The 20,373-nt window shown below is 71.0% G+C and carries 18 protein-coding genes and 6 tRNA genes; 15 read left to right on the top strand and 9 right to left on the bottom strand.

From position 1 onward, the window contains the following. Window positions 1–241: 241 nt before the first annotated feature. Window positions 242–1,141: an aminoglycoside phosphotransferase family protein gene (locus ACZ69M_RS19250; RefSeq protein ID WP_470051253.1), complete on the top strand. Its 900-nt coding sequence runs from the start codon at window positions 242–244 to the stop codon at window positions 1,139–1,141. Window positions 1,142–1,254: 113 nt separating this feature from the next. After that, window positions 1,255–1,545, top strand: a complete 291-nt coding sequence (locus ACZ69M_RS19245) for a TFIIB-type zinc ribbon-containing protein (protein ID WP_470051251.1) — start codon at window positions 1,255–1,257, stop codon at window positions 1,543–1,545. A gap of 67 nt (window positions 1,546–1,612) precedes the next feature. On the opposite strand, the gene ACZ69M_RS19240 is transcribed toward ACZ69M_RS19245, so the two are convergent. From ACZ69M_RS19240 to ACZ69M_RS19220, 5 genes are all read right to left on the bottom strand, one after another. Next, window positions 1,613–1,687 (bottom strand) — tRNA-Val (locus ACZ69M_RS19240). 38 nt (window positions 1,688–1,725) lie between these two features. Next, window positions 1,726–1,797: transfer RNA gene (locus ACZ69M_RS19235), tRNA-Val, on the bottom strand. Between the two features lie 34 nt (window positions 1,798–1,831). Continuing rightward, window positions 1,832–1,903, bottom strand: a tRNA-Val gene (locus ACZ69M_RS19230). A gap of 1 nt (window position 1,904) precedes the next feature. Next, window positions 1,905–1,978 (bottom strand) — tRNA-Cys (locus ACZ69M_RS19225). A 39-nt stretch (window positions 1,979–2,017) separates the two neighbouring features. Then, a tRNA-Gly gene (locus ACZ69M_RS19220) sits at window positions 2,018–2,090 on the bottom strand. 156 nt (window positions 2,091–2,246) lie between these two features. Here ACZ69M_RS19220 and ACZ69M_RS19215 point away from each other — a divergent pair. The 3 genes from ACZ69M_RS19215 to ACZ69M_RS19205 all read left to right on the top strand — a co-directional run bounded on the left by ACZ69M_RS19215 (window position 2,247) and on the right by ACZ69M_RS19205 (window position 5,045). Then, entirely contained in the window at window positions 2,247–3,296 is a 1,050-nt protein-coding gene (locus tag ACZ69M_RS19215; protein WP_470051249.1) for a chorismate-binding protein, read from the top strand. A gap of 1 nt (window position 3,297) precedes the next feature. After that, the gene (locus ACZ69M_RS19210; protein WP_470051248.1) at window positions 3,298–4,119 is read left to right on the top strand and encodes an aminotransferase class IV; all 822 of its coding nucleotides are present in this window, start codon (window positions 3,298–3,300) and stop codon (window positions 4,117–4,119) included. A 101-nt stretch (window positions 4,120–4,220) separates the two neighbouring features. Next, on the top strand, window positions 4,221–5,045 hold the full coding sequence (locus ACZ69M_RS19205) for a GNAT family N-acetyltransferase (RefSeq protein ID WP_470051246.1): 825 nt from the start codon (window positions 4,221–4,223) through the stop codon (window positions 5,043–5,045). Between the two features lie 47 nt (window positions 5,046–5,092). On the opposite strand, the gene ACZ69M_RS19200 is transcribed toward ACZ69M_RS19205, so the two are convergent. Continuing rightward, the gene (locus ACZ69M_RS19200; RefSeq protein WP_470051244.1) at window positions 5,093–5,611 is read right to left on the bottom strand and encodes a DsbA family protein; all 519 of its coding nucleotides are present in this window, start codon (window positions 5,609–5,611) and stop codon (window positions 5,093–5,095) included. A gap of 171 nt (window positions 5,612–5,782) precedes the next feature. On the opposite strand from ACZ69M_RS19200, the gene ACZ69M_RS19195 reads away from it, so the two are divergent. After that, entirely contained in the window at window positions 5,783–6,229 is a 447-nt protein-coding gene (locus ACZ69M_RS19195; RefSeq protein WP_470051242.1) for a hypothetical protein, read from the top strand. A gap of 144 nt (window positions 6,230–6,373) precedes the next feature. Further along, entirely contained in the window at window positions 6,374–6,526 is a 153-nt protein-coding gene (locus ACZ69M_RS19190) for a hypothetical protein (protein WP_168490065.1), read from the top strand. A 67-nt stretch (window positions 6,527–6,593) separates the two neighbouring features. On the opposite strand, the gene ACZ69M_RS19185 is transcribed toward ACZ69M_RS19190, so the two are convergent. Continuing rightward, a complete protein-coding gene (locus ACZ69M_RS19185) occupies window positions 6,594–7,151 on the bottom strand; it encodes a CGNR zinc finger domain-containing protein (protein WP_352047930.1) in 558 nt (185 codons plus the stop codon). 581 nt (window positions 7,152–7,732) lie between these two features. After that, window positions 7,733–8,146, bottom strand: coding sequence for an SsgA family sporulation/cell division regulator (locus tag ACZ69M_RS19180; protein ID WP_003959770.1), 414 nt, complete (start codon window positions 8,144–8,146; stop codon window positions 7,733–7,735). A 191-nt stretch (window positions 8,147–8,337) separates the two neighbouring features. Between ACZ69M_RS19180 and ACZ69M_RS19175 the strand changes: the two genes are divergently transcribed. The 7 genes from ACZ69M_RS19175 (at window position 8,338) to ACZ69M_RS19145 (ending at window position 17,393) form a co-directional block, all read left to right on the top strand. After that, on the top strand, window positions 8,338–8,772 hold the full coding sequence (locus tag ACZ69M_RS19175; protein ID WP_470051240.1) for a TIGR02611 family protein: 435 nt from the start codon (window positions 8,338–8,340) through the stop codon (window positions 8,770–8,772). Window positions 8,773–8,852: 80 nt separating this feature from the next. Beyond that, window positions 8,853–8,927, top strand: a tRNA-Val gene (locus tag ACZ69M_RS19170). 1,896 nt (window positions 8,928–10,823) lie between these two features. Beyond that, a complete protein-coding gene (locus ACZ69M_RS19165) occupies window positions 10,824–12,113 on the top strand; it encodes an ABC transporter substrate-binding protein (protein WP_470051238.1) in 1,290 nt (429 codons plus the stop codon). 11 nt (window positions 12,114–12,124) lie between these two features. Next, entirely contained in the window at window positions 12,125–13,081 is a 957-nt protein-coding gene (locus tag ACZ69M_RS19160) for a carbohydrate ABC transporter permease (protein WP_470051236.1), read from the top strand. After that, complete coding sequence (locus tag ACZ69M_RS19155; RefSeq protein ID WP_355428426.1) at window positions 13,078–13,950, top strand: carbohydrate ABC transporter permease; 873 nt, start codon at window positions 13,078–13,080, stop codon at window positions 13,948–13,950. The genes ACZ69M_RS19160 and ACZ69M_RS19155 overlap by 4 nt, the downstream gene beginning before the upstream one ends. A gap of 1 nt (window position 13,951) precedes the next feature. Next, window positions 13,952–14,581: a hypothetical protein gene (locus tag ACZ69M_RS19150; RefSeq protein WP_470051234.1), complete on the top strand. Its 630-nt coding sequence runs from the start codon at window positions 13,952–13,954 to the stop codon at window positions 14,579–14,581. A 79-nt stretch (window positions 14,582–14,660) separates the two neighbouring features. Next, window positions 14,661–17,393 (top strand): exo-rhamnogalacturonan lyase family protein, encoded by a 2,733-nt coding sequence (locus ACZ69M_RS19145; RefSeq protein ID WP_470051232.1) that lies wholly within the window; start codon window positions 14,661–14,663, stop codon window positions 17,391–17,393. Between the two features lie 10 nt (window positions 17,394–17,403). Here the strand turns inward: ACZ69M_RS19145 and ACZ69M_RS19140 are convergent, their stop codons facing one another. After that, window positions 17,404–19,794: an SCO7613 C-terminal domain-containing membrane protein gene (locus ACZ69M_RS19140; RefSeq protein WP_470051230.1), complete on the bottom strand. Its 2,391-nt coding sequence runs from the start codon at window positions 19,792–19,794 to the stop codon at window positions 17,404–17,406. Between the two features lie 89 nt (window positions 19,795–19,883). Between ACZ69M_RS19140 and ACZ69M_RS19135 the strand changes: the two genes are divergently transcribed. Beyond that, window positions 19,884–20,330, top strand: a complete 447-nt coding sequence (locus ACZ69M_RS19135; RefSeq protein ID WP_470051228.1) for an SRPBCC family protein — start codon at window positions 19,884–19,886, stop codon at window positions 20,328–20,330. The last annotated feature ends 43 nt before the right edge of the window (window positions 20,331–20,373 follow it).

The raw sequence follows: 20,373 nt of genomic DNA, 5'->3' as shown, positions 1-20,373 counted from the left end.
GTGCGGCGGACGGCACAAATGCCCGCGCAGCTGGGGAGCTGCGCGGGCATTGTTTTGCCCTGGCACCGGGGCGCAGCCCCGTGCCCCAGGGGCGCGGGGACCTGCGCGACCAGCCACAGACGGCCCGCGGCCAAGGAACCCACCCGGGGGTCTGGGGGCGGAGCCCCCAGGTACGGACGGGACGGGTAGAGGCGGAGAACGTACGCTCGCGAGGTACCGACCGCACACCCCAGGGGGCCCCGTGACCGCAGACGTGCTTCCCGCCCTGACCGCCGGGGCGCGCACCGCGGCCCACCCCGCCGACACCCCCTGCACACACCACGACTCCGTTCTCGCCGACCGCCACGACGGCACCGTCGTCCGCCACGGCGACACCGTGGCCAAGGCGCACGCCCCCGGCACGGACCACGCCGAACTCTCCCGCCGTCTCGAGCTCGCCGCACACCCCGCCCTCACCGGCATCCTCCTCGCCCCGCTCCGCCCGAAGCCCGTCGACCTCCACGGCCGCCCGGTCACCTTCTGGCCGTATGGCACCCCGGTCGACCCGGGGGCCCCCGAGGCCGCTCCCTGGGAGGCCGCCGCGACCCTGCTGGCCCGCCTCCACCGGACCCCCGCGCCGGACGGCCTGCCGCCCATGCGGGGCCCCGCCAAGGCGGCCCGGGCGATCACCCGGCTGCGGACGGCGGGCCCGCACCCGGCCGCCGCCCCGGTGCTGCGCGCCTGGGCGGCCCTGCCCGCCTGGGCCCGCGCCGAGGCCTCCATGCCGGCCGCGGGGATCCTCTGCCACGGAGACCTGCACCTGGGCCAGCTCGTCCGCCACCCCGCGCCGACCGGCCCCTGGCTCCTCATCGATGTGGACGACCTCGGCGTGGGCGTGCCGACCTGGGACCTGGCACGCCCGGCCGCCTGGTACGCCTGCGGTCTGCTCCCGCCCGACGAGTGGACCCGCTTCCTGACCGCCTACCGACGGGCCGGCGGCCCGGCCGTACCCGCCGATGGCGACCCCTGGCCCGCCCTGGACGTGGCGGCCCGCGCCCTCACCGTGCAGACCGCGGCCCTGGCGATCGCCAAGTCCGTGGAGGAGGAGCGCCCCTTGGACGAGGTGCAGCAGGCCGTGATCGACGCCTGTGACCGAATGTGAGCCGTCCCGCCCGAGTTGGCGCAGGCCCCGACCGCGTAGGGTGCAACCGTTCGAGGCCGGACAGTGTCTGTCCTGGTGGAAGCGGTACCGAACGGCGAGGAGTTGAGCCGAGCATGCAGTGTCCGAAGTGCCACGCGCCGATGCACACGTACAACCGCAATGGCGTCCAGATCGAGCAGTGCAGCGGCTGCCGCGGGATATTTCTCGACTACGGCGAGCTGGAGGCGCTGACGCGCGTGGAGGCCCAGTGGTCGCAGCCCGCGCCGCCCCCGCAGGCCTACCCCTCGGCGCCCGCGCCCGCGTGGGGTGCCCCGCAGCACGGCGGACACGGAGGCCATGGCGGCGGTCACTACGGCGGGCACCAGCGCCACAAGAGCTTCGGCCACATGCTCTTCTCCTCCTGAGCACGACCGGAGGAACGACCTGACACGACGAAGCCCCCGACCGTACGAGACGGCCGGGGGCTTCGGCTGGTGCGCGATACTGGGATTGAACCAGTGACCTCTTCCGTGTCAGGGAAGCGCTCTCCCGCTGAGCTAATCGCGCAGGTGACCCTGCAGAGGGTGCGGGTGGTGCGTACTGCGTGCGCGATACTGGGATTGAACCAGTGACCTCTTCCGTGTCAGGGAAGCGCTCTCCCGCTGAGCTAATCGCGCGGGGATCCAGATGGATCGGGTCCTTGCGGACCAGTGGACGATACTGGGATTGAACCAGTGACCTCTTCCGTGTCAGGGAAGCGCTCTCCCGCTGAGCTAATCGTCCTTGGAGGTGGAGACGGGATTTGAACCCGTGTAGACGGCTTTGCAGGCCGTTGCCTCGCCTCTCGGCCACTCCACCAGGAGTGTGGGGGTTCGGGATGATCCCCCTCTTCCTGCGAGCGGACGACCAGGTTCGAACTGGCGACCTCAACCTTGGCAAGGTTGCGCTCTACCAACTGAGCTACGTCCGCGCGTCGTTTCCGTTCGGCTTGCGCGTCCCGGCGACGTGTTGAACTCTAGCGGATTCCCGGGCCAGCACAAAAACGCGTTTGCGCAGCGTGCTGCGGTCTGTCCGGCAAAGGACACGGTCAGGGCACCCGCAGGTCACCCGACCTAGACTCGACTGCGTGCTCGACCTCCCTCCTCTCGCCCGTTTCGGTGGCCTCGTCGCGACCGGTCTCCTCGACGTCACCAGCGACCCCGCGGCCCTGGACTCGGCCGGTTTCTGGGCCGTCGCGGCCGACTTCGAGGGCGGCCTGGTCTGCGCCCGCTTCGCCGACGTACGCACCGAACCCGTGCCCGCCCCCGTCCCCGGGCAGTGGCAGGGACCCACCCCCGGTGACTGGACGTCCTCCCTCGACCACGCCGCGTACACCGCCGGCGTACGCCGCATCCGCGCCCACATAGCCGCCGGCGAGGTCTACCAGGCCAACCTCTGCCGCGTCCTGTCCGCCCCCCTCGCCCCCGACGCCGACATCGACGCCCTCACCGCGCTGCTGGCCCGCGGCAACCCGGCCCCCTACGCGGGAACGATCCGCCTGCCCCGCCACGGCGTCGAGATCGCCACCGCCTCCCCCGAACTCTTCCTGCGTCGCACCGGCCCCGTCATCGAATCCGGCCCCATCAAGGGCACCGGACGCACCGAGGCCGACCTCCTCGACAAGGACCACGCCGAGAACGTCATGATCGTGGACCTCGTGCGCAACGACCTCGGCCGCGTCTGCGCCACCGGCACGGTCACCGTCCCCGATCTGTGCGTCGTCGAAAAACACCCCGGGCTGGTCCACCTCGTCTCCACCGTCCGCGGCCACCTGCGCGCCGACACCGGCTGGCCCGATCTGCTGGCCGCCGTGTTCCCGCCCGGCTCCGTCACCGGAGCCCCCAAAACCAGCGCCCTGACCATCATCGAGGCCCTGGAGACCGCACCCCGCGGCCCCTACTGCGGCGGCATCGGCTGGGTCGACGCCGACCGCGCCACCGCCCAGCTCGCCGTCGGCATCCGCACCTTCTGGACCGACCGCGCCGAAGGCGTCCTGCGTTTCGGCACCGGCGCCGGCATCACCTGGGGCTCCGACCCCGAAAGGGAATGGCAGGAGACCGAGCTGAAGGCCGCGAGACTGCTCGCGGTAGCGTCGGGACAGTACGGAGACGCGTACGAAAGTGGAAGGACTCTCTGACGTGAAGATCTGGCTCGACGGCGGTCTGCAGGACATGGAGTCCGCCCGCGTCTCCGCCTTCGATCACGGGCTGACCGTGGGTGACGGCATCTTCGAGACCGTGAAGGCGGTGGAGGGACGGCCGTTCGCGCTGACCCGCCACCTCGACCGGATGGTCCGCTCGGCGCGCGGCCTTGGGCTGGCCGCACCCGACCTCGACGAGGTGCGCGGCGCCTGCGCCGCCGTCCTGGACGCCAACCCGATGCCGCTCGGCCGACTGCGGATCACCTACACCGGTGGCTACGGCCCGCTCGGCTCCGACCGCGGCGAACACGGCCCGACCCTGCTCGTCGCCCTCGGCGAGTCCACCCGCCGCCCCGACTCCACCGCCGTGATCACGGTGCCCTGGACCCGTAACGAGCGCGGCGCCCTCACCGGCCTCAAGACCACCTCGTACGCCGAGAACGTCGTCGCCCTGGCCCGCGCGCGCGAACAGGGCGCGAGCGAGGCGCTGTTCGCCAACACGGTCGGGCAGCTGTGCGAGGGCACGGGGTCGAACGTCTTCGTCGTCCTCGACGGCGAGATCCACACCCCGCCCGTCGCCTCCGGCTGTCTCGCCGGCATCACGCGTGCGCTCGCCGTCGAATGGACCGGCGCCAGGGAGACCGATCTTCCGCTGGATGTCCTGGAGCGTGCGGACGAGGTCTTCCTGACGTCCACGCTGCGGGACGTGCAGGGTGTGCACCGGGTCGACGGGCGTCAACTCCCGGGCGCGCCGGGCCCGGTGACCGCCAAGGCCATGCGCGTCTTCGAGGAGCGGGCCGGAAGCGACCTCGACCCGTAGAGGTCACGCGTGGCACGTCAGCGCGCAAGAAGGACGACGGCGAAACAGGATGACGGCAAAACAGGATGACGACGGGGCACGGGACGGGTAGAACACCCCTGATGACCACCACCCTGCGGCCGACCGAGCCGCTTCAGCGCGGAGGTGACGGGGCGCTGTCCCGCCGCTACAAGGTGTGCGTGAACAGTCGTCCCGTGGGCGGGATCCACCTCTCCACGCATCCGGAGTATGGCCCCACCGTGGCCCGAGTCGGAGAGCTGTACGTCGAGGAACCCGACCGTGGGCGGGGCCGGGGCACGGTGGCCGTGCTCGCGGCCGAGGAGGTCGCCCGCGGCTGGGGCTGCAAGCGCGTCGAGACGTCGGTGCCCGGGGACGCGGACGGTGTGCTCCGGCTCGCCACGACGCTCGGGTACGTCCTGAGCAACCGGGTCATGACCAAGCCCTTGGACGGCCCCGGCCCCGCACTGCCGGTCGGCAGTGTCGCCCGGCCCATGACCGAGGCCGAGTACGTGCCCTGGCTGGCGAAGGAGCGCGAGGAGTTCGCCCGCTCGCAGATCGAGCGGGGCGTGCCCGAGGCGGAGGCGTACCGCAAGACGGACCAGGGGCTCGCCCGGTTCCTGCCGGACGGACTGGCCAGCGAGAACACGGTGCTCAGTGTCCTGGAACACGAGGGGACCCCGGTCGGCACGCTGTGGCTGGTCCTGTGGCCCGACGCGGCGTTCGTGCTCGGCGTCGAGACCGGCCCCGAGCACCGGGGCCGCGGCCATGGGCGCACCCTGATGCTGCTGGCCGAGGCCCGGGCGGTGGCCGGCGAGAGGGACCGCATCGGCCTCAACGTGTTCGCGGGGAACACCCCGGCGGAGAAGCTGTACGAGTCACTCGGCTATACGACGAGCGAGTACTACCTCTACAAGAACCTGCTCTGAACCACTTCTACGAGAACCTGATCTGAATCACTTCGCGAGAACGAGGACTACGCGTCCTCGGCCAGCAGGCGGTCGGCGATCTCCTCGATGCGCTCGCGCAGGCCCTCCTGGCTCTTGCCGCCGTCGAGCCGCTCGCCGCCGATGACGTACGTCGGGGTGCCGGTCACGCCGATGGCCTTGCCCTCGGCCTGGTCGGCGTCGACGATCAGGATGTGCCGGCCGTCGATCAGGGCGGTGTCGAACTCCTCGGCGTCCAGACCGAGTTCGCGGGCCACCTCGATCAGGAAGGGCTCGCCCTTGCGGTCCAGTTCCTCGACACGGTCGAGGACCGCCTCGACGTACGGCCAGGACCGGCCCTGCTCCGCGGCCTCCTCGACGGCCTGCGCGGCGGCGAAGGCGTGCTTGTGCTTCTCCAGCGGGAAGTGCCGCAGCCGCAGCTCCAGACGGTCGCCGTAGCGGGCGCGCAGCGCACGCAGGTCGGCGAGGGCGCTGCGACAGTCGGGGCACTGGAGTTCGCACCAGACGTCCAGGACGGCGGTGGCGCGGGCTGCGGGGGAGTCGTTCATGGCACCCAGTCTCCCAGCCCTGCCGACGGCCCCCCAACCGGGACCTGGGGAGGACCCCGACCCGGAGATGTCCCTGAGGTCCGCCCGGAGCATGGCATATCGGGCGTGGGGCGGTGCAGGATGGAAGTGACGAACCGACCCGCTCTGCCGAGCGCTGCCCTGGAGGACCGGATGATTGCCGAGACTGTCTGTTCCGCCGTCTCCGCGGCCGGCCTCGGCATCGCCGCGGTCACGGCCTACCGCAAGCGGTTCCTCTCCGCCGCCCGCATCGCCGCCTACTCGCTGGTGCCGGTCGGCCTGGTGATGACCGGAGTCGTCGGCTGGCTGGCCGACACCGCCTTCAGCCCCACCGCGTGGGCGGGCTTCGGTGTGCTGGGCGTGGCCTGGCTGCTGTTCATGACCACGCGGGCGGTGGAGCGGCGTGGCGGCGGGACCCGTAAGGAACGCAAGGCGGCCGCCCGGGCCGCACAGCGGGAGGCGGTGGCCCCCGCGGCCTCGGCGCCCTCGCTGACCCAGGGCTCCCGTCCGGCCGCCCGGCCCGCGACGACGCCCCGGGCCGCGGGTTCCGACGACGACTTCAGCGACATCGAGGCCATCTTGAAGAAGCGCGGCATATGACGGACTGAAACGACACAGAGGATCATGGGAGAGCGCGGAAACGATCACGTTCGTGCCTGCTCATCGCGGATATTGGCGAACTCCCGGTCATTCCGGGCGTGTTGATCGCGGAGCGGGTGGTGGCTGCGTCATCATCGCCGCGAGATGCTGGACACAACACAGAGCGACACCGCCGCCCCTCCCGAGGAGCCGCGGGGTTGTCTCTACGCGCTTTCCCAGCCACCGCTGATGATCTTCCTTGCGGTGATCGGCTGTCTGCTGCTCATGGCTTCGCTGCACGACCTGCTGCTGCTCTGAGCCGTACACGGAGCCCCTGGCGTCACCCGCCGAGGGCTCCGTCAGCCCGCCGCGCGTTCAGCGTCCGTCAGCCCGCCGCTTCCTTGCGGCGCGCCCGGTACGCCGCCACGTGGAGCCGGTTTCCGCAGGTCCGACTGTCGCAGTAGCGGCGCGAGCGGTTCCGGGAGAGATCCACGAAGGCGTGCCGGCAGTCCGGGGCCTCGCAGCGCCGCAGCCGGTCCTGCTCCCCGGCCACCACGAAGAACGCCAGCGCCATCCCGCAGTCGGCCGCGAGGTGGTCGGCGACGGAGGCACCCGGCGCGAAGTAGTGCACGTGCCAGTCGTAGCCGTCGTGGTCGGTGAGCCGGGGAGTGGTGCCCGCGACGGCGACCAGCTCGTTGATGAGGCCCGCGGCGGTACGGGGGTCGTCGGCGGCGAAGACTCCGGCGAACCGGCCGCGGACCGCGCGTACGGCCGCGAGGTCCTGCTCCGACAGCACGCCGACATCACTGATCCCGTGCTTTCGTACGAAATTGTCGAGGGACGCGACGTCCGCGAGCCCGTCCGGCGTGTCGTTCTCCGCCGCGGTGTTCACCAGGTCCACCACGGCGTCGAGAGAGCGCCGGGTGTCGTGGGTGATCAGCACGTTTCGCTCCCTGGCCTGGGGGTCGGGCGGGCGCCCTCCGATGCTGGCCGATGGTAGTGGCTTCCTGGGATGGGGGAGCGGGGGCGGTCGATCCGCACGCGGTCCGCCATGACTCCGGGCCGGTTCACGGGCCAGTCATGGGCTGGTTCACGCCCCACGAACGGCACCTTGCACCCGCCCGAAAACAGCTCAGCCCCGTCCGGGCCGGCGCTGAGTCTGGTGGGCCGCGTGGGTCCGCCGGGTGTGCCCCGCCCGGTCTTGTCGGCCCGGCCCGACCCGACCCGACCCGGCCGGCGCCTGCCCCGTGTCCCGTGCGGCGCCCTCGTCGGCTCTCAGCGGCTCTCGCCGGCCCACGTCGGCCTCCCCGACCGGGGCAGGGCAGGAAGGCCCGCCCCGGCCCCGCGCACCGGTGCTGGGGCCGTCCAGGCCTGCCCGTGACCACGCGCACCGGCGCCGCCCCCGCGGGAGTCCGCGGCGACGGCGCCGGTGTTCGTGCCCTTTGCGGTGGTGCCCATTGCAGATGTTTAGGCCCGAGCCGTCTCCCCGAGTGGACGGCGCCGGGCGGCTCTATGGGGGTCTCGTCAGCTCTCGGCCAGGATGTGTGAGAGCTCCGTGTCGAGATCGAAATGCCGGTGTTCCGTGCCCGGGGGCACGGCGGCGTCCGTCCGCTTCAGGAACGATTCCAGGGCCCGCGCCGGGGCTTCCAGGAGGGCCTCGCCCTCCGGGGAGCTCAGGGCGATGCATACGACGCCCTGGCCGTGGCTCCGGGACGGCCAGACTCGGACGTCGCCGGTACCGGTGGGCCGATGCAGGCCCTCGGCGAGGAGGTCGCGGGCGAACACCCACTCGACGGTTTCCTCGGCTCCGGTGTGGAAGGTGGCGTGCACGGCGTAGGGATCGGCCGTGTCATACCGCAGTCCTGCGGGTACAGGCAGTGAGGACTCGCTCGACACAACGAGGCGCAGGTGCAGCTCGCAGCTGACCGTGGTGTTCATAAGCGCCAGGGCCTTTCGCTCAGTGTGCGCTCGGGGATTCGCACGTCGGCGAAATCGACATGCCACCTACGGTGCCGTTGTAAACCCCTCTGAGTGTTTTGCGTGTCTTTACGTAACTCTTCCGGCCGAGAGCAGGTTCGCCGGATAGGGCCATTCCGGTGACTGGTTTCTCTCCGGTAGGGTTTGGCCGTATGAATACGGGGAGTGACGAGCCGGGCGAGGTCGCCACGGCCGATGATGAGACGAAGATCGAGGGGCCCCTCGGATCGCGGGCGCCGGAATTCATCAAGGCCCGCCGTGCGCTGCATCTGAGCTGGCAGGTGGGTGTTTTCGTCGTGGGGCTCGCGGTGGTCGCCGCGGGCGTGATCATGCTTCCGCTGCCGGGCCCCGGCTGGCTGGTGATCTTCGGCGGCATGGCGATCTGGGCGACCGAGTTCGTCTGGGCGCAGCTGGTGCTCCGCTGGACGAAGCGCAAAGTCACGGAGGCGACACAGCGGGCACTCGACCCGAAGGTGCGGCGCCGCAACATCATTCTCACGAGTGTCGGTGTCGTCATCGTCGCGGCGCTCGGTGGCGTCTACCTCTGGAAGTTCGGCGTCCAGATGCCGTGGAACATCCAGGAATGACCGACGGGTGAAGGTCCGTTCTGGGGCTCCTTGGCTGGTCGGAGCCACCCCTGACATGGGGTAATGTTCTCTCTGCGCCCGGGCGATTAGCTCAGCGGGAGAGCGCTTCGTTCACACCGAAGAGGTCACTGGTTCGATCCCAGTATCGCCCACCAGCACGACAGGCGACCCAGTTCCACGCATCATGTGGGCAGGGTCGCCTTCGTCATTTCCGCACCACCCCGCAGGGCCGGAGGGCGCGCCCACGGCGCCGACAGGCCGCACTCCGTGCCGGCGGCGGAACCGGTAGCGGTCCTCGCGCGAGCGCCGGATGTGGGGGCCGGAGTCACGGTCGCAGCCGCCCTCGAGATCGGCGCCGGCACCCACGCTCGGACCCAGCCCCGCCCACGCCCCCGAACACCCTCCGCACGCGGACTCCGGGCGGGCGGTAAACCTCTCTCAAGCCGCTGACCTCAGTAGATGCCCGTCCCCCAGGGGGCGCCCGCCCGACCTCCGCCCCCGCACCGGTGGTTTCCCGTCATGGGTCTAGCCACGTCGATGACGCGGCTCCGCTCGCCCGTCCGGCACCGGGCGTCGGCCGGACCACCGCGCAGCTGTCCGCGCTGCTCGCGGGCATCGCCGCCGGGATGCGGCGCGGCGTCGGGTGCGTTGCAGGCATTGCCCTGGGGAGCCTTGAGCTCCGCGTAGCTACTCCGCACAGCTCCTCCGCATCGCGGCACGCGCCCCCTGCATCGGCCCGCGGACCAGGTCGAACGCCGGACCAACCCGAGCGAGCCGCTGTCGGCGGGTGCATTAAGCGGTCCGCATCGTGGGCCCCCCCGCATCGGCCTGCGGACCAGGACGAACGCCGGACCAACCCGAGCAAGCCGCCGTCGGAGCGCGCTTCAAGTGGTCCGCATCGCGGGCCCCCGGCATCGGCCCGCGGACCGGGGCGAACACCGGACCAACCCGAGCGAGCCGCTGTTGGGGCGCGCTTCAACTGGTCCGGATCGCGGGCCCCCGGCATCGGCCCGCGGACCAGGACGAACGCCGGACCAACCCGAGCGAGCCGCCGTCGGAGCGCGCTTCAAGTGGTCCGCATCGCGGGCCCCTCGCATCGGCCCGCGGACCGGGGCGAACACCGCGTCACCCCGAGCAAGCCACCGTTCGCACCAGTCGTCCCGCATCGCGGCACGCGCCCCTCACCGGCCCGCGGGCCGGGGCGAACGCCGGACCAACCCGAGCGAGCCGCCGTCGGAGCGCGCATCGAGCGGTCGGCATCGCGGGACGCCCCCACGCCGCCCCGCCGACCAGGTCGAACGCCGGACCAACCCGAGCAAGCCGCCGTCGGAGCGCGCTTCAAGTGGTCCGGATCGCGGGCCCCCGGCATCGGCCCGCGGACCAGGTCGAACGCCGGACCAACCCGAGCAAGCCACCGTACGCACCAGCCGTCCCGCATCGCGGTACGCGCCCCCACGTCGCCCCGCCGACCAGGACGAATACCCGACCACCCCGAGCGAGCCGCCGTCGGTACCCCCACCGACCGCCCACGTCGGCACGACCCGCCCAGGCCCGTCCGGACACCCGCCAAGGTCCGGTCCAGACCCACCAGCGCCCCGTCCAGACCCCCCCCGAGCCCCCGAAGCCCACCCCCTGCCCATCTCTCCGTCCTCTCCGCCCTCACCAACCCCACCCATACGTACGCCAGTTCGAACATCACCCCCTCGCGAATACCCACCCCCAACCCCCTCACTCTCGGTCCCCCACCCCTCCTCCGTCCCCACCCCGCCCCCGCATCCCCACCCGCCCGGCACTTGTTTTCGGCCCGACCCCTCGCTCGCCCGCCCCGCCGTTTCCCGTTCGAAACCCCGACCGCACGCCCCGGACCTGCGCATTCAAGCGCCCCCGCGGGAGCGGCGCCCCCGACATCCGTCGCCACGCGGCCGAACCGCGTCACATCAATTCCTGTCCGAATCATTGACGCGCCTGGAAGCCCTCCGTACCTTGTGCCAGCAAGCGCTTACTTGAAACGATTCATGCAGGCGGCAACGACGTCGCGGGGAGGCCCGACTGTGGGTAACAACGGGAGTGTTGAGAGGCGTACGGTCCTCAAGGCGGCCGGAGCTTCACTGGCCACGCTGGGGCTGGCCGCGACGACGGGCTGCGGCGGGGACAGCGGCAGTTCCGGGGACGGGACGGTCACGATCCGGTACGCCTGGTGGGGCGCCGACGAGCGGGCGAAGCGGATCAACCAGTCCATCGCGCTCTTCGAGAAGAAGTACCCGAAGATCAAGGTGAAGACCGACTTCCAGGATTACGTGGCCTTTTGGGAGAAGTTCCAGACCCAGGCCGCCGGTGGAAATCCCCCGGACGTATTCCAGAACGCGGTCGGATTCCTGCGGAAGTACGACAAGAGAGGCATCCTGCTCGACCTCAAGCCTCAGATAGACGCGGGAAATCTGAGCCTCGACAACTTCCGCGCCGGAGTCGAGAAGGTCGGTCAGGTCGACGGAAAGCAGCTCGGTATTCCGGTCGGATCCAACACCATGTCACTTGTCATCGACGAGAAGGTGTTTGAGAAGGCGGGCGTCAAGCCGAAGCAGGGCTGGACCTGGGACGAGTACTTCGCCGCCCTGAAGAAGATCCACGACACCCAGAAGCTGCCCGGCGACACCGGCTACTTCAGCATCATGTACCTGTACGACCTCTACCTTCGGCAGAACGGCAAGGCGTTCTTCACCAAGGACGGACTCGGCTTCGACGAGGCCGACCTGACGGAGTGGTGGACGGACGGCTACAACCGCGTCAAGGCGGGCATCGTCACCGACCCCAAGCGGGTCGAGCAGGACAAGCCCAAGTCCTCGCTCTCGGCGGCCCACGGCGCCTCCGAGTTCACCTGGGACAACTTCACGGTCCGCTACACCGCCGAGGGCACCAGCACCTACGGGCTCGCGCCGATCCCGACCACCGACGGCAAGCAGACCGGTCAGTACCTCGCCTCCCTGATGCTGAGCGCCTCCGCCCGCACCAAGCACCCCAAGGAGGTCGCCCAGTTCATCAACTTCATGGTCCACGACCCCGAGGTCGGCAAGATCATGGGCTACGACCGGGGCATCCTCGCCACCACCGAGCAGTTCGACGCGTACAAGCCGGCCGACGCGCCCAACCAGGCGATCGCGAAGTACGAGACGGATGTCGCCGCGGCCGGAGTGCTCGGCACCATCACCCCGCACCCGGCGGGTGCCGACACCTGCGAGTCCGCCTTCCTGCGCATCGGCGGTGACATGTCGCAGGGCACGACGAAGGTCGCCGACGCGGTCAAGCAGTTCTTCTCCGAGGCGAAGACCGCCCTCGCCGCCTGATGGGAACCGCCGTGACGCTCGTCAAGGACTCTCCGCCCGACGCCCCGGAGATACGCCCCGAGGCCCCCGCCGCCAAAAAGCGGCGGGGGCGCCGGGAAAACCTCGCCGGCTATCTCTTCATGTCCCCGTGGATCGCCGGCTTCCTGCTGCTGACCGCGGGCCCGATGGCCGCCTCCCTCTACTTCGCGTTCACCGACTACAACCTCTTCAATTCGCCGAAGTGGATCGGCTTCGACAACTTCACCAAGATGTTCCACGATCCGCGGTGGCAGAAGTCGGTCGAGGTGACGGCCAAGTACGTCGTCATCGGCACCCCGCTCAAGCTGCTGCTCGCGCTCGGAGTGGCCCTGCTGCTCGCACAGAGCCGACGGGGACAGGCCTTCTACCGGGCCGCCTTCTACGCCCCTTCGCTCATCGGCGCGAGCGTCTCCGTCGGCTTCGTCTGGCGCGCGCTCTTCTCCGACGACGCCATCGTGGACCGCACGCAGACGTTCCTCGGCTTCCACACGGGAGGCTGGGTCGGCGACCCGAACTGGGTGCTCTACAGCCTGGTCGCGCTCACCGTCTGGCAGTTCGGCGCCCCCATGGTGATCTTCCTGGCCGGACTCAAGCAGGTGCCGAGGGAGCTGTACGAGGCAGCGGAGGTGGACGGCGCCGGACCGTTCCGCAGGTTCTGGAACATCACCCTGCCGATGATCTCGCCGGTGCTCTTCTTCAACGTGCTCCTGGAGACCATCCACTCCTTCCAGATCTTCGGCTCCGCCTACGTGGTCTCCAACACCCAGTGCGGACCGGCGGACGCCACGCTCGTCTACACCTGCTACCTGTACCAGAAGGGATTCAAGGAGTCCCAGATGGGCTTCGCGTCCGCCATGGCCTGGATGCTGCTGCTCGCCGTGGCGCTGGTGACGGCCGTCCTCTTCTGGTCCCAGAAGCGTTGGGTGCACTACGAGGAGGACGCCCGATGAGCACCACCCTGCGCAAGCCACTGGAGGCCGGTGGCCGCAAGCGTGCCGGCTCGCTGGTCTGGCACATCGGCGCGCTGCTGATCCTCGCGGTCGTCCTCTACCCCGTCATCTGGGTCATCGGCGCCTCGTTCAAGCCCAGCCGGGACATCATCGGCAGCCTGAACCTGTTCCCGACCAGCCCCGTCCTCGGCAACTTCAAGGGCCTGGCCGACGGCATCGCGGACATCTCGATCGCGACCTTCTTCCAGAACTCCCTCTTCTACGCGCTCGGCTCCGTCGTCGGCATCCTCATCTCCTGCTCGCTGACTGCCTACGCCTTCGCCAAGATCCGGTTCGCCGGGCGGAACCTGCTGTTCTCGCTCATGATCGGCACGCTCCTGCTTCCGTATCACGTGCTGCTCATCCCGCAGTACGTGATGTTCCAGAAGATGGAACTGGTCAACACCTACGTTCCGCTGCTGATCGGCAAGTACCTGGCCACCGAGGCGTTCTTCGTCTTCCTCATGGTCCAGTTCATGCGGAACCTGCCGCGCGAACTCGACGAGGCGGCCCGGCTCGACGGCTGTGGCCATCTGCGGATCTACTGGTCGATCGTGCTGCCGCTGTGCCGCCCCGCGCTCATCACGAGCGCGATCTTCACCTTCATCAACGCCTGGAACGACTTCATGGGCCCGCTGATCTACCTCAACGAGCCCAGCAAGTACACGGTCTCGCTCGGCATGATGATGTTCCGCGACCAGGAGGGCGTCGCCAACTACGGCGGCATGATCGCGATGTCACTGGTCGCCCTGCTGCCGGTGCTCCTCTTCTTCCTCGCCTTCCAGCGCTACCTGATCGACGGTATGGCGACCTCCGGATTGAAGGGCTGAGATGGCCACCAGCCAGCTGCGGGCGCGGGCGGAGCGGAAAAGGCGTGCGAAGGCGCGCAAGGCACCCCGCGAATCCGTCTTCGCCGAGCGCTTCGCGGTGTTCGCGGAGTGTCTGCTCACCGGGGTGTGGATCGCGGTGGCCTCGCTGCCGCTGGTGACCTACCCCGCCGCGTTCGCGGCCGGTGCACGGCATCTGCGGCGGCGTACCTCCCACGAGGCGGGCGGTCTGCGGGAGTTCGTCGCCGACTTCCGGGCCGCCGTCCGGGGCGGCTGGATCGCCGGGGTCGCCGGCTGGGCCGCGGCCGCCGCCGTCTGGGTGGACGTCCAGGCCGTGCGCGCCGGTGTCCCCGGCGGCCCGCTCGTCGGGGCCGTCGGTCTCTTCGCCCTGATCGGCCTCGCCGTGGCCGGGCTGCGCGCGGCGGCCGTGTGGGAGCCCGGCGCCTCCTGGCGGGCGCTGCTCGCCCAGGCAGGACGCCGTACGGTCCTCGATCCGGCCGGCTCGTTCCTGCTCGTGGGCGGACTGGCCGTCGTGGCCGCTTCCGCCCTGTTCATCGCGCCGCTTGCGGTCCCCGTCCTGGGGGCCGTCGCGGCGGCGGCCGTCGCCGTCGAGGCGCGCCACCACCGCCGCTGAGCTCCTCGCAGGTCGGCGCCCCCGGCGCCGTACCTCGCTCTGTCATGCCCCTGACTTCCCCGCACGGAAAGGAAAGGCCATGTCTCCCATCCCCCGCAGGTCCCTGCTGAAGGCGGCCGCAGTCGCCGGAGCCGCCGCACAGTTCAGCTGGGCCCTGGGAAGCACGAACGCGCAGGCCGCCGCCGGATCCGAGGCCGCCGACACCGACCCCGTGACCCTGGACTGGCTGGAGGACGGCGCCCTCGGTGCCGCCCCCGGCTCCACCGTCGGCGTGCCCTGGCCCAAGGGCGCGTACCAGCAGGACCAGACCTTCGCGCTCACCGACGCCTCGGGCAAAGACGTGCCGGTGCAGTCCTGGCCGATCGCGTACTGGCCGGACGGCTCTCTCAAGTGGACGGCGCACGCCGTCAGTTCCGGCTCCGGGAAGCTCACGCTCGCCGCCGGTGCGCCCGCCGCCCCCGACAAGAAGGTGACCGTCGACAAGAGCGGCGGCACCATCGACATCTCGACCGGCGTCATCACCGCGAAGATCGGCAAGAGCGGCTCCACCCTCGTCAGATCGGTGAAGCGCGGCTCCACCGAGATCGCCAAGGACGGCCGGCTGGTGCTGATCCGCCAGCCCGAGATCGAGGACGACGACCAGGGCGCCGAGAAGTACGAACGGTTCGAGAGCGTCATCGCCGAGGTCACGGTCGAACAGGAGGGCCCGGTCCGTGCCGTCGTCCGCATCGACGGCAAGCACCGCAAGGGCAGCCGCAGCTGGCTGCCGTTCTCGATCCGGCTCTACTTCTACGCGGGCGCCGACTCCTTCCGGATGGTGCACACCATCACCTTCGACGGGAAGCAGGAGCCGGGGAAGACGAGCGGCGACTTCATCCGCGGCCTCGGCGTCCGCTTCAACGTGCCGATGCGCGACGCGGCGTACGACCGGCACATCCGCATCGGCGGCGACGGCTCCGGTCTCCTGCGTGAGGCCGTGCAAGGCATCACCGGGCTGCGCCGCGACCCGGGCGCGGCCGTGCAGGCGGCCCAGTTCGCGGGCGAGAAGCTGCCCGACCCGTCCACCTGGGACCAGCGGGTGACGACCCGCCTCCAGTACATCCCCGAGTGGGGCGACTACACCCTCTCCCAGCTCTCCGCCGACGGCTTCACCCTGCGCAAGCGCACCAAGAAGGGCCACGGCTGGATCGGCGCGGGCGGTGGACACCGGGCGAGCGGGTTCGGTTACGTCGGCGGGGCGAGCGGCGGTCTCTCCTTCGGTCTCAGGGACTTCTGGGAGAAGTACCCGGCGCAGCTCGACATCCGCGACGCGGCGACCGACGAGGCCGAGGTCACCCTCTGGCTCTGGTCGCCCGAGGCGCAGCCCATGGACCTGCGCTTCTACCACGACGGCATGGGCCAGGACACCTACGCCGAGCAGCTCGAAGGTCTCAACATCACCTACGAGGACTACGAACCCGAGTTCGGCACCCCCTACGGCATCGCGCGCACCTCCGAACTCCTCTTCTGGGCCAACGAGTCGACGCCCACGCCCGAGACCCTCGCCGGACAGGTCGCGGCCGTACGTGTGTTGCCGCAGCTCGCCGCCCCGCCCAAACAGCTCATCAAGGCCAAGGTCTTCGGCGGCCTCTTCTCCGAGCCGGACCGCTCCACCGCCGCCAAGGCGAAGATCGAGGACCACCTCGACTTCCTCTTCACCTATTACAAGGACCAGGTGGAGATGCGCCGTTGGTACGGCTTCTGGGACTACGGCGACTTCATGCACTCGTACGACACCGTGCGCCACCAGTGGCGCTACGACGTCGGCGGCTACGCCTGGGACAACTCCGAGCTGTCGCCCGACATCTGGCTCTGGATGGCCTATCTCCGCTCGGGCCGCTCGGACATCTTCCGTTTCGCCGAGGCGCTCACCCGGCACACCGGCGAGGTCGACGTCTACCACCTCGGCCAGTGGGCGGGCCTCGGCACCCGGCACGGCGTGCAGCACTACGCCGACAGCGCCAAACAGCAGCGCATCGCCAACACCACATACCGCCGCTATTACTACTACCTCACCGCCGACGAGCGGGTCGGCGACCTCATGCACGCCAACGTCGACTCCGACGAGACGTTCCTCGTCCTCGACCCGATCCGCAAGATCCGCACCGAGCCGTACACCCCCGACCGGCACGCCCTGTCCATCGGCTTCGGCACCGACTGGAGCGGTCTGGTCTCGGCCTGGCTCACGGAGTGGGAGCGCAAGGGTCCGAAGTGGGAGAAGGCCAAGGCGCGCGTGCTGTCGACGATGGAGACGATCGCCGCCCAGCCCAACGGCTTCGTCCAGGGCAGCGGGCTGTACGACCTCGACACCGGCAGGTTCGCCATCGCCTCCGCGCCGGTCGTCTCGGTCTCGCACCTCTCCGCCGTCTTCGGCCTCAACGAACTGTGCGCCGAGCTGATCGACCTGGTCGACGTGCCGAAGTTCAAGGAGGTCTACCTCGACTACTGCCGCTACTTCAACGCCACCAAGACCGAACAGGCGGCGCGCTACGGCTCCAACTTCGGCTCCCTGCTGCTGTTCCAGGGCCACTCGCGCCTCGACGCGTACGCCGCCGTCCAGACCGGCGACGCGACGCTCGCCAAGCGCGCGTGGACGAAGTTCTACAGCTCCGACGGGTACATGGAGTCCTCGCCCTGGAAGACCGAGCCGCTGAGCGGCCCGGTCACGCTGGTTCCCGGCAGCGAGGCCAACTGGGTCAGTTCGAACGACAGCGCCCTGTACGGCCTCGCCGCCATCGAGAACCTGGCACTGCTCGGCGACAAGATGCCGTAGCCCCAGCCGGCTAGCGCATTCTCCCCAGCACCTCCCGCACGCGTCGCGCGTCCCGGATCCGCTGCTCGTACGTCGCACCGAGTGCGAGCAGCACCAGACCGGCGAGTGCGGGAGGCACCCAACGCGGCAGCGCACCCGCCATCTGCACCAGGTACGGGGCGAGTTCGTGCAGGGCGTCCAGCGCGAGCACGCCGCCCCCGAGGACGAGCGGGGCCCGCAGCCGGTGCCGGGCACCGACGAGGGTGACCGCGAGGGCCGCGACTGCGAGCAGCAGGGGGCGCGGCCAGTCAGGGTCGAGCCACGCCGTCAGGAGACTCGGCACGAGCGTGACGGACAGCCCCGCTCCGTACGCCGTCCAGGACGAGGCCAGCGGATCCCTCCGGCGCATGAGCGCCCCCACCAGCAGCGCCGGGACGGTCACCGGCAGTGTGTACGCCTCGACGGAGCCGACGCCCCAGCACGCCAGCCGGACCCAGGCGGCCAGCACGAACAGGGCGGTGGCCGCGTAACCGACGGGCCGCCGGTCCTCGCGTACGGCGGTGCCCGCGGCGATCACCGCGCACAGGGCCAGGACCAGGGCCAGCAACGGCGGGTCGGGCACCGCGAGGCCGACGGCGAGCAGCCCGGCGACGGTGCCCGTCACCTCGACGGGCACACGCGCGGGGGAGCCGGCGAGGCGTGCCGCGAGCAGGGCCGCGACGACCGGGACGAGGAGGACCAGCAGCGCGATGTACTGCGGCTGCCAGCCGAGGGACGCGCCCACGGCACAGGCCAGGGCGGTGGCGTACGCGAGGGCGGCGACCGGGGCGAGGCGCGAACGCCCGGACACGGCGGCGAACAGCACGGTCAGCGCGGCGAGGACGCCCAGAGTCGTGCCCTGGGTGGCGAGGGAGAGGCACGCGAGGCTCACCGAGCCGACAAGGGCCAGGAGGAAGAGGACCGGGCGCGGCTCGGCGGAGCGGACGACGTACGCCAGTGCCGCCACGATCGTGAGTCCTTGCGCCGACATCCCGGCCCAGTAGGGGATGCCGAGGGCCGCGGGAAGGACGAGCGCGGTCGCCCAGAAGAGGGCCGACGCGCCGATCGTCGCGCTGGGGCGCCACTGCGTACCGCGGACGGCCAGGGCGAGGACGGCGGCGACGGCCACGAGGACGAGCGGGGCCGTGGCCGCGTACGGAGGCCAGGGGAGGCCGTCGCTCGCGACCGCCTCGCGCGCGGTCGAGGGGGCCCCGGTCCAGACACGTCCCACCCAGGCCAACGGGCCCAGCAGGGCTACGACGACCGGCGGCAGCGCCCACACCACCGCGACCGCCTGCACGGAGGCGGCCGCCAGGGCGAGGCCGCGCCTCATCGGCTCGGGCAGCCGGGTGCGTACGGCCGCCAACAGGGCCACCGCGCAGACCAGATACCCCGGAACCGTCCACGCGCCCGGCAGCGACGAGCGCGGGACGCCACCGAGCGCGGCGACCGTGAGCAGGCCGCCGGCCGAGGCGGCCCAGGTGGCGACGTTCCTGTCCGGCAGCCGCCACGCCGCCGCCAGAGCGATCGCCGCGGCGAAGAGGAGGAGCGCCGCCGCACGGGCGACGGCGCTCGGACCGGTGGCCGTCCAGGACAGCCAGCCGGCCGCGAAGGAGCCCCAGCCGCCCAGGCCGAACGCGCCCACGGTGGCGACGAGACGTATGGACCGCACGGGCACCCGGAGCGCGAGGGCCGTGTCGAGCGCAGCCGTGACCAGCAGCGCGGCCGTCATGGCGGGGGCGCCCGCGTCGGCCGCGGCCGCCCAGAGGATCAGCGGGAGCTGCGCGGCGGCCAGCGCGGTGGGCAGGGGCAGGCGCAGCGTGAGCCGCGCGGGGGTGGCCGGTTCACCGGTCGGCCGGCGCGGCCCGCCGAGCGCGAGTCCGTACGCCGTCCACAGGGCCGCCAGCAGGGCCGACGCGATGGCCGCGTAGCCCAGGCCGTTGGTGTCGGGGAACGCGACCTCGTGCAGCGCGTATGCGTCCAGGACCGTCAGCGCGAGTCCCAGCCCCGCCACGGCCTCCGCCGTCGAGCGCAGCCTGTGCCGGAGCAGGAGCACGGGTGAGCCGAGCGCGGCCAGCGTCACCGCGCCCAGCACCAGCGCACGCCCCGCGATCCCCATCCGGCCCCAGCTGACCAGCGTGAACGCGATCGCGGCGATGGTCAGGAGGGCGCCGCCGAGAACGAGCAGCACGTTCTGGACGCGCGGCGCCGTGGTCTCGGGCCGGCGCAGGGGCGGGGGCGGGAGCGGCGGCGCCACGGGCGGCCGGAGCGCGGTGATCAGCCAGGCGCGGCGCGCCAGCAACAGGGCCCGGCGCGCGTCGAGTTGCCGCAGCTCGGTGTCCAGGAGCCGCAACTCCTCGGCCGGGGGCGGAAGGTGGGTCATATTCCGGGAGTGTGGTCCCGGTCACCTTCTCCGGCATGAGTGCGCGTACTCATGCCGTACTCAGATGCCCGCTCGGGCACACTCCGTCCATGGACTGGAGCCATTACCGCTTCCGCAGTGTGTGGGCCCTGCCCGCGCCGCCCGCCGAGGTCTACCCCGTTCTCGAACAGGCCGAGGACTACCCGCGCTGGTGGCCCCAGGTCCGTGAGGTGACCCGGATCGACGAGCGCAGCGGCATCATGCGCATCCGCTCGTTCCTGCCCTACGACCTGGTGTTCACGGCGCGCGAGCTGCGCCGCGACCCGGCGGCCGGGGTCCTGGAGATCGCGATGGCGGGCGACATCGACGGCTGGGCGCGCTGGACGCTCACCACCGCCGGGTCCGGCACCCGCGCCCAGTACGACCAGGAGGTCGACGTGAGCAAGCCGCTGCTGCGGCGGTTCGCGGTGCCGGGAAGGCCGGTGTTCCGCGCCAACCACGCCCTGATGATGCGCGCGGGACAGCGCGGACTGGCGGCCCGGCTCACGGGTGACTGACGGCTCATCTCGAAGCGGTTTGAACCACACCCGCAGGGACCTG

The sequence above is a fragment of the Streptomyces sp. NPDC107454 genome, assembly GCF_055582885.1.
The sequence above is the reverse complement of the archived record's forward strand: the minus strand, read 5'-3'. Positions and strand labels throughout refer to the sequence as shown.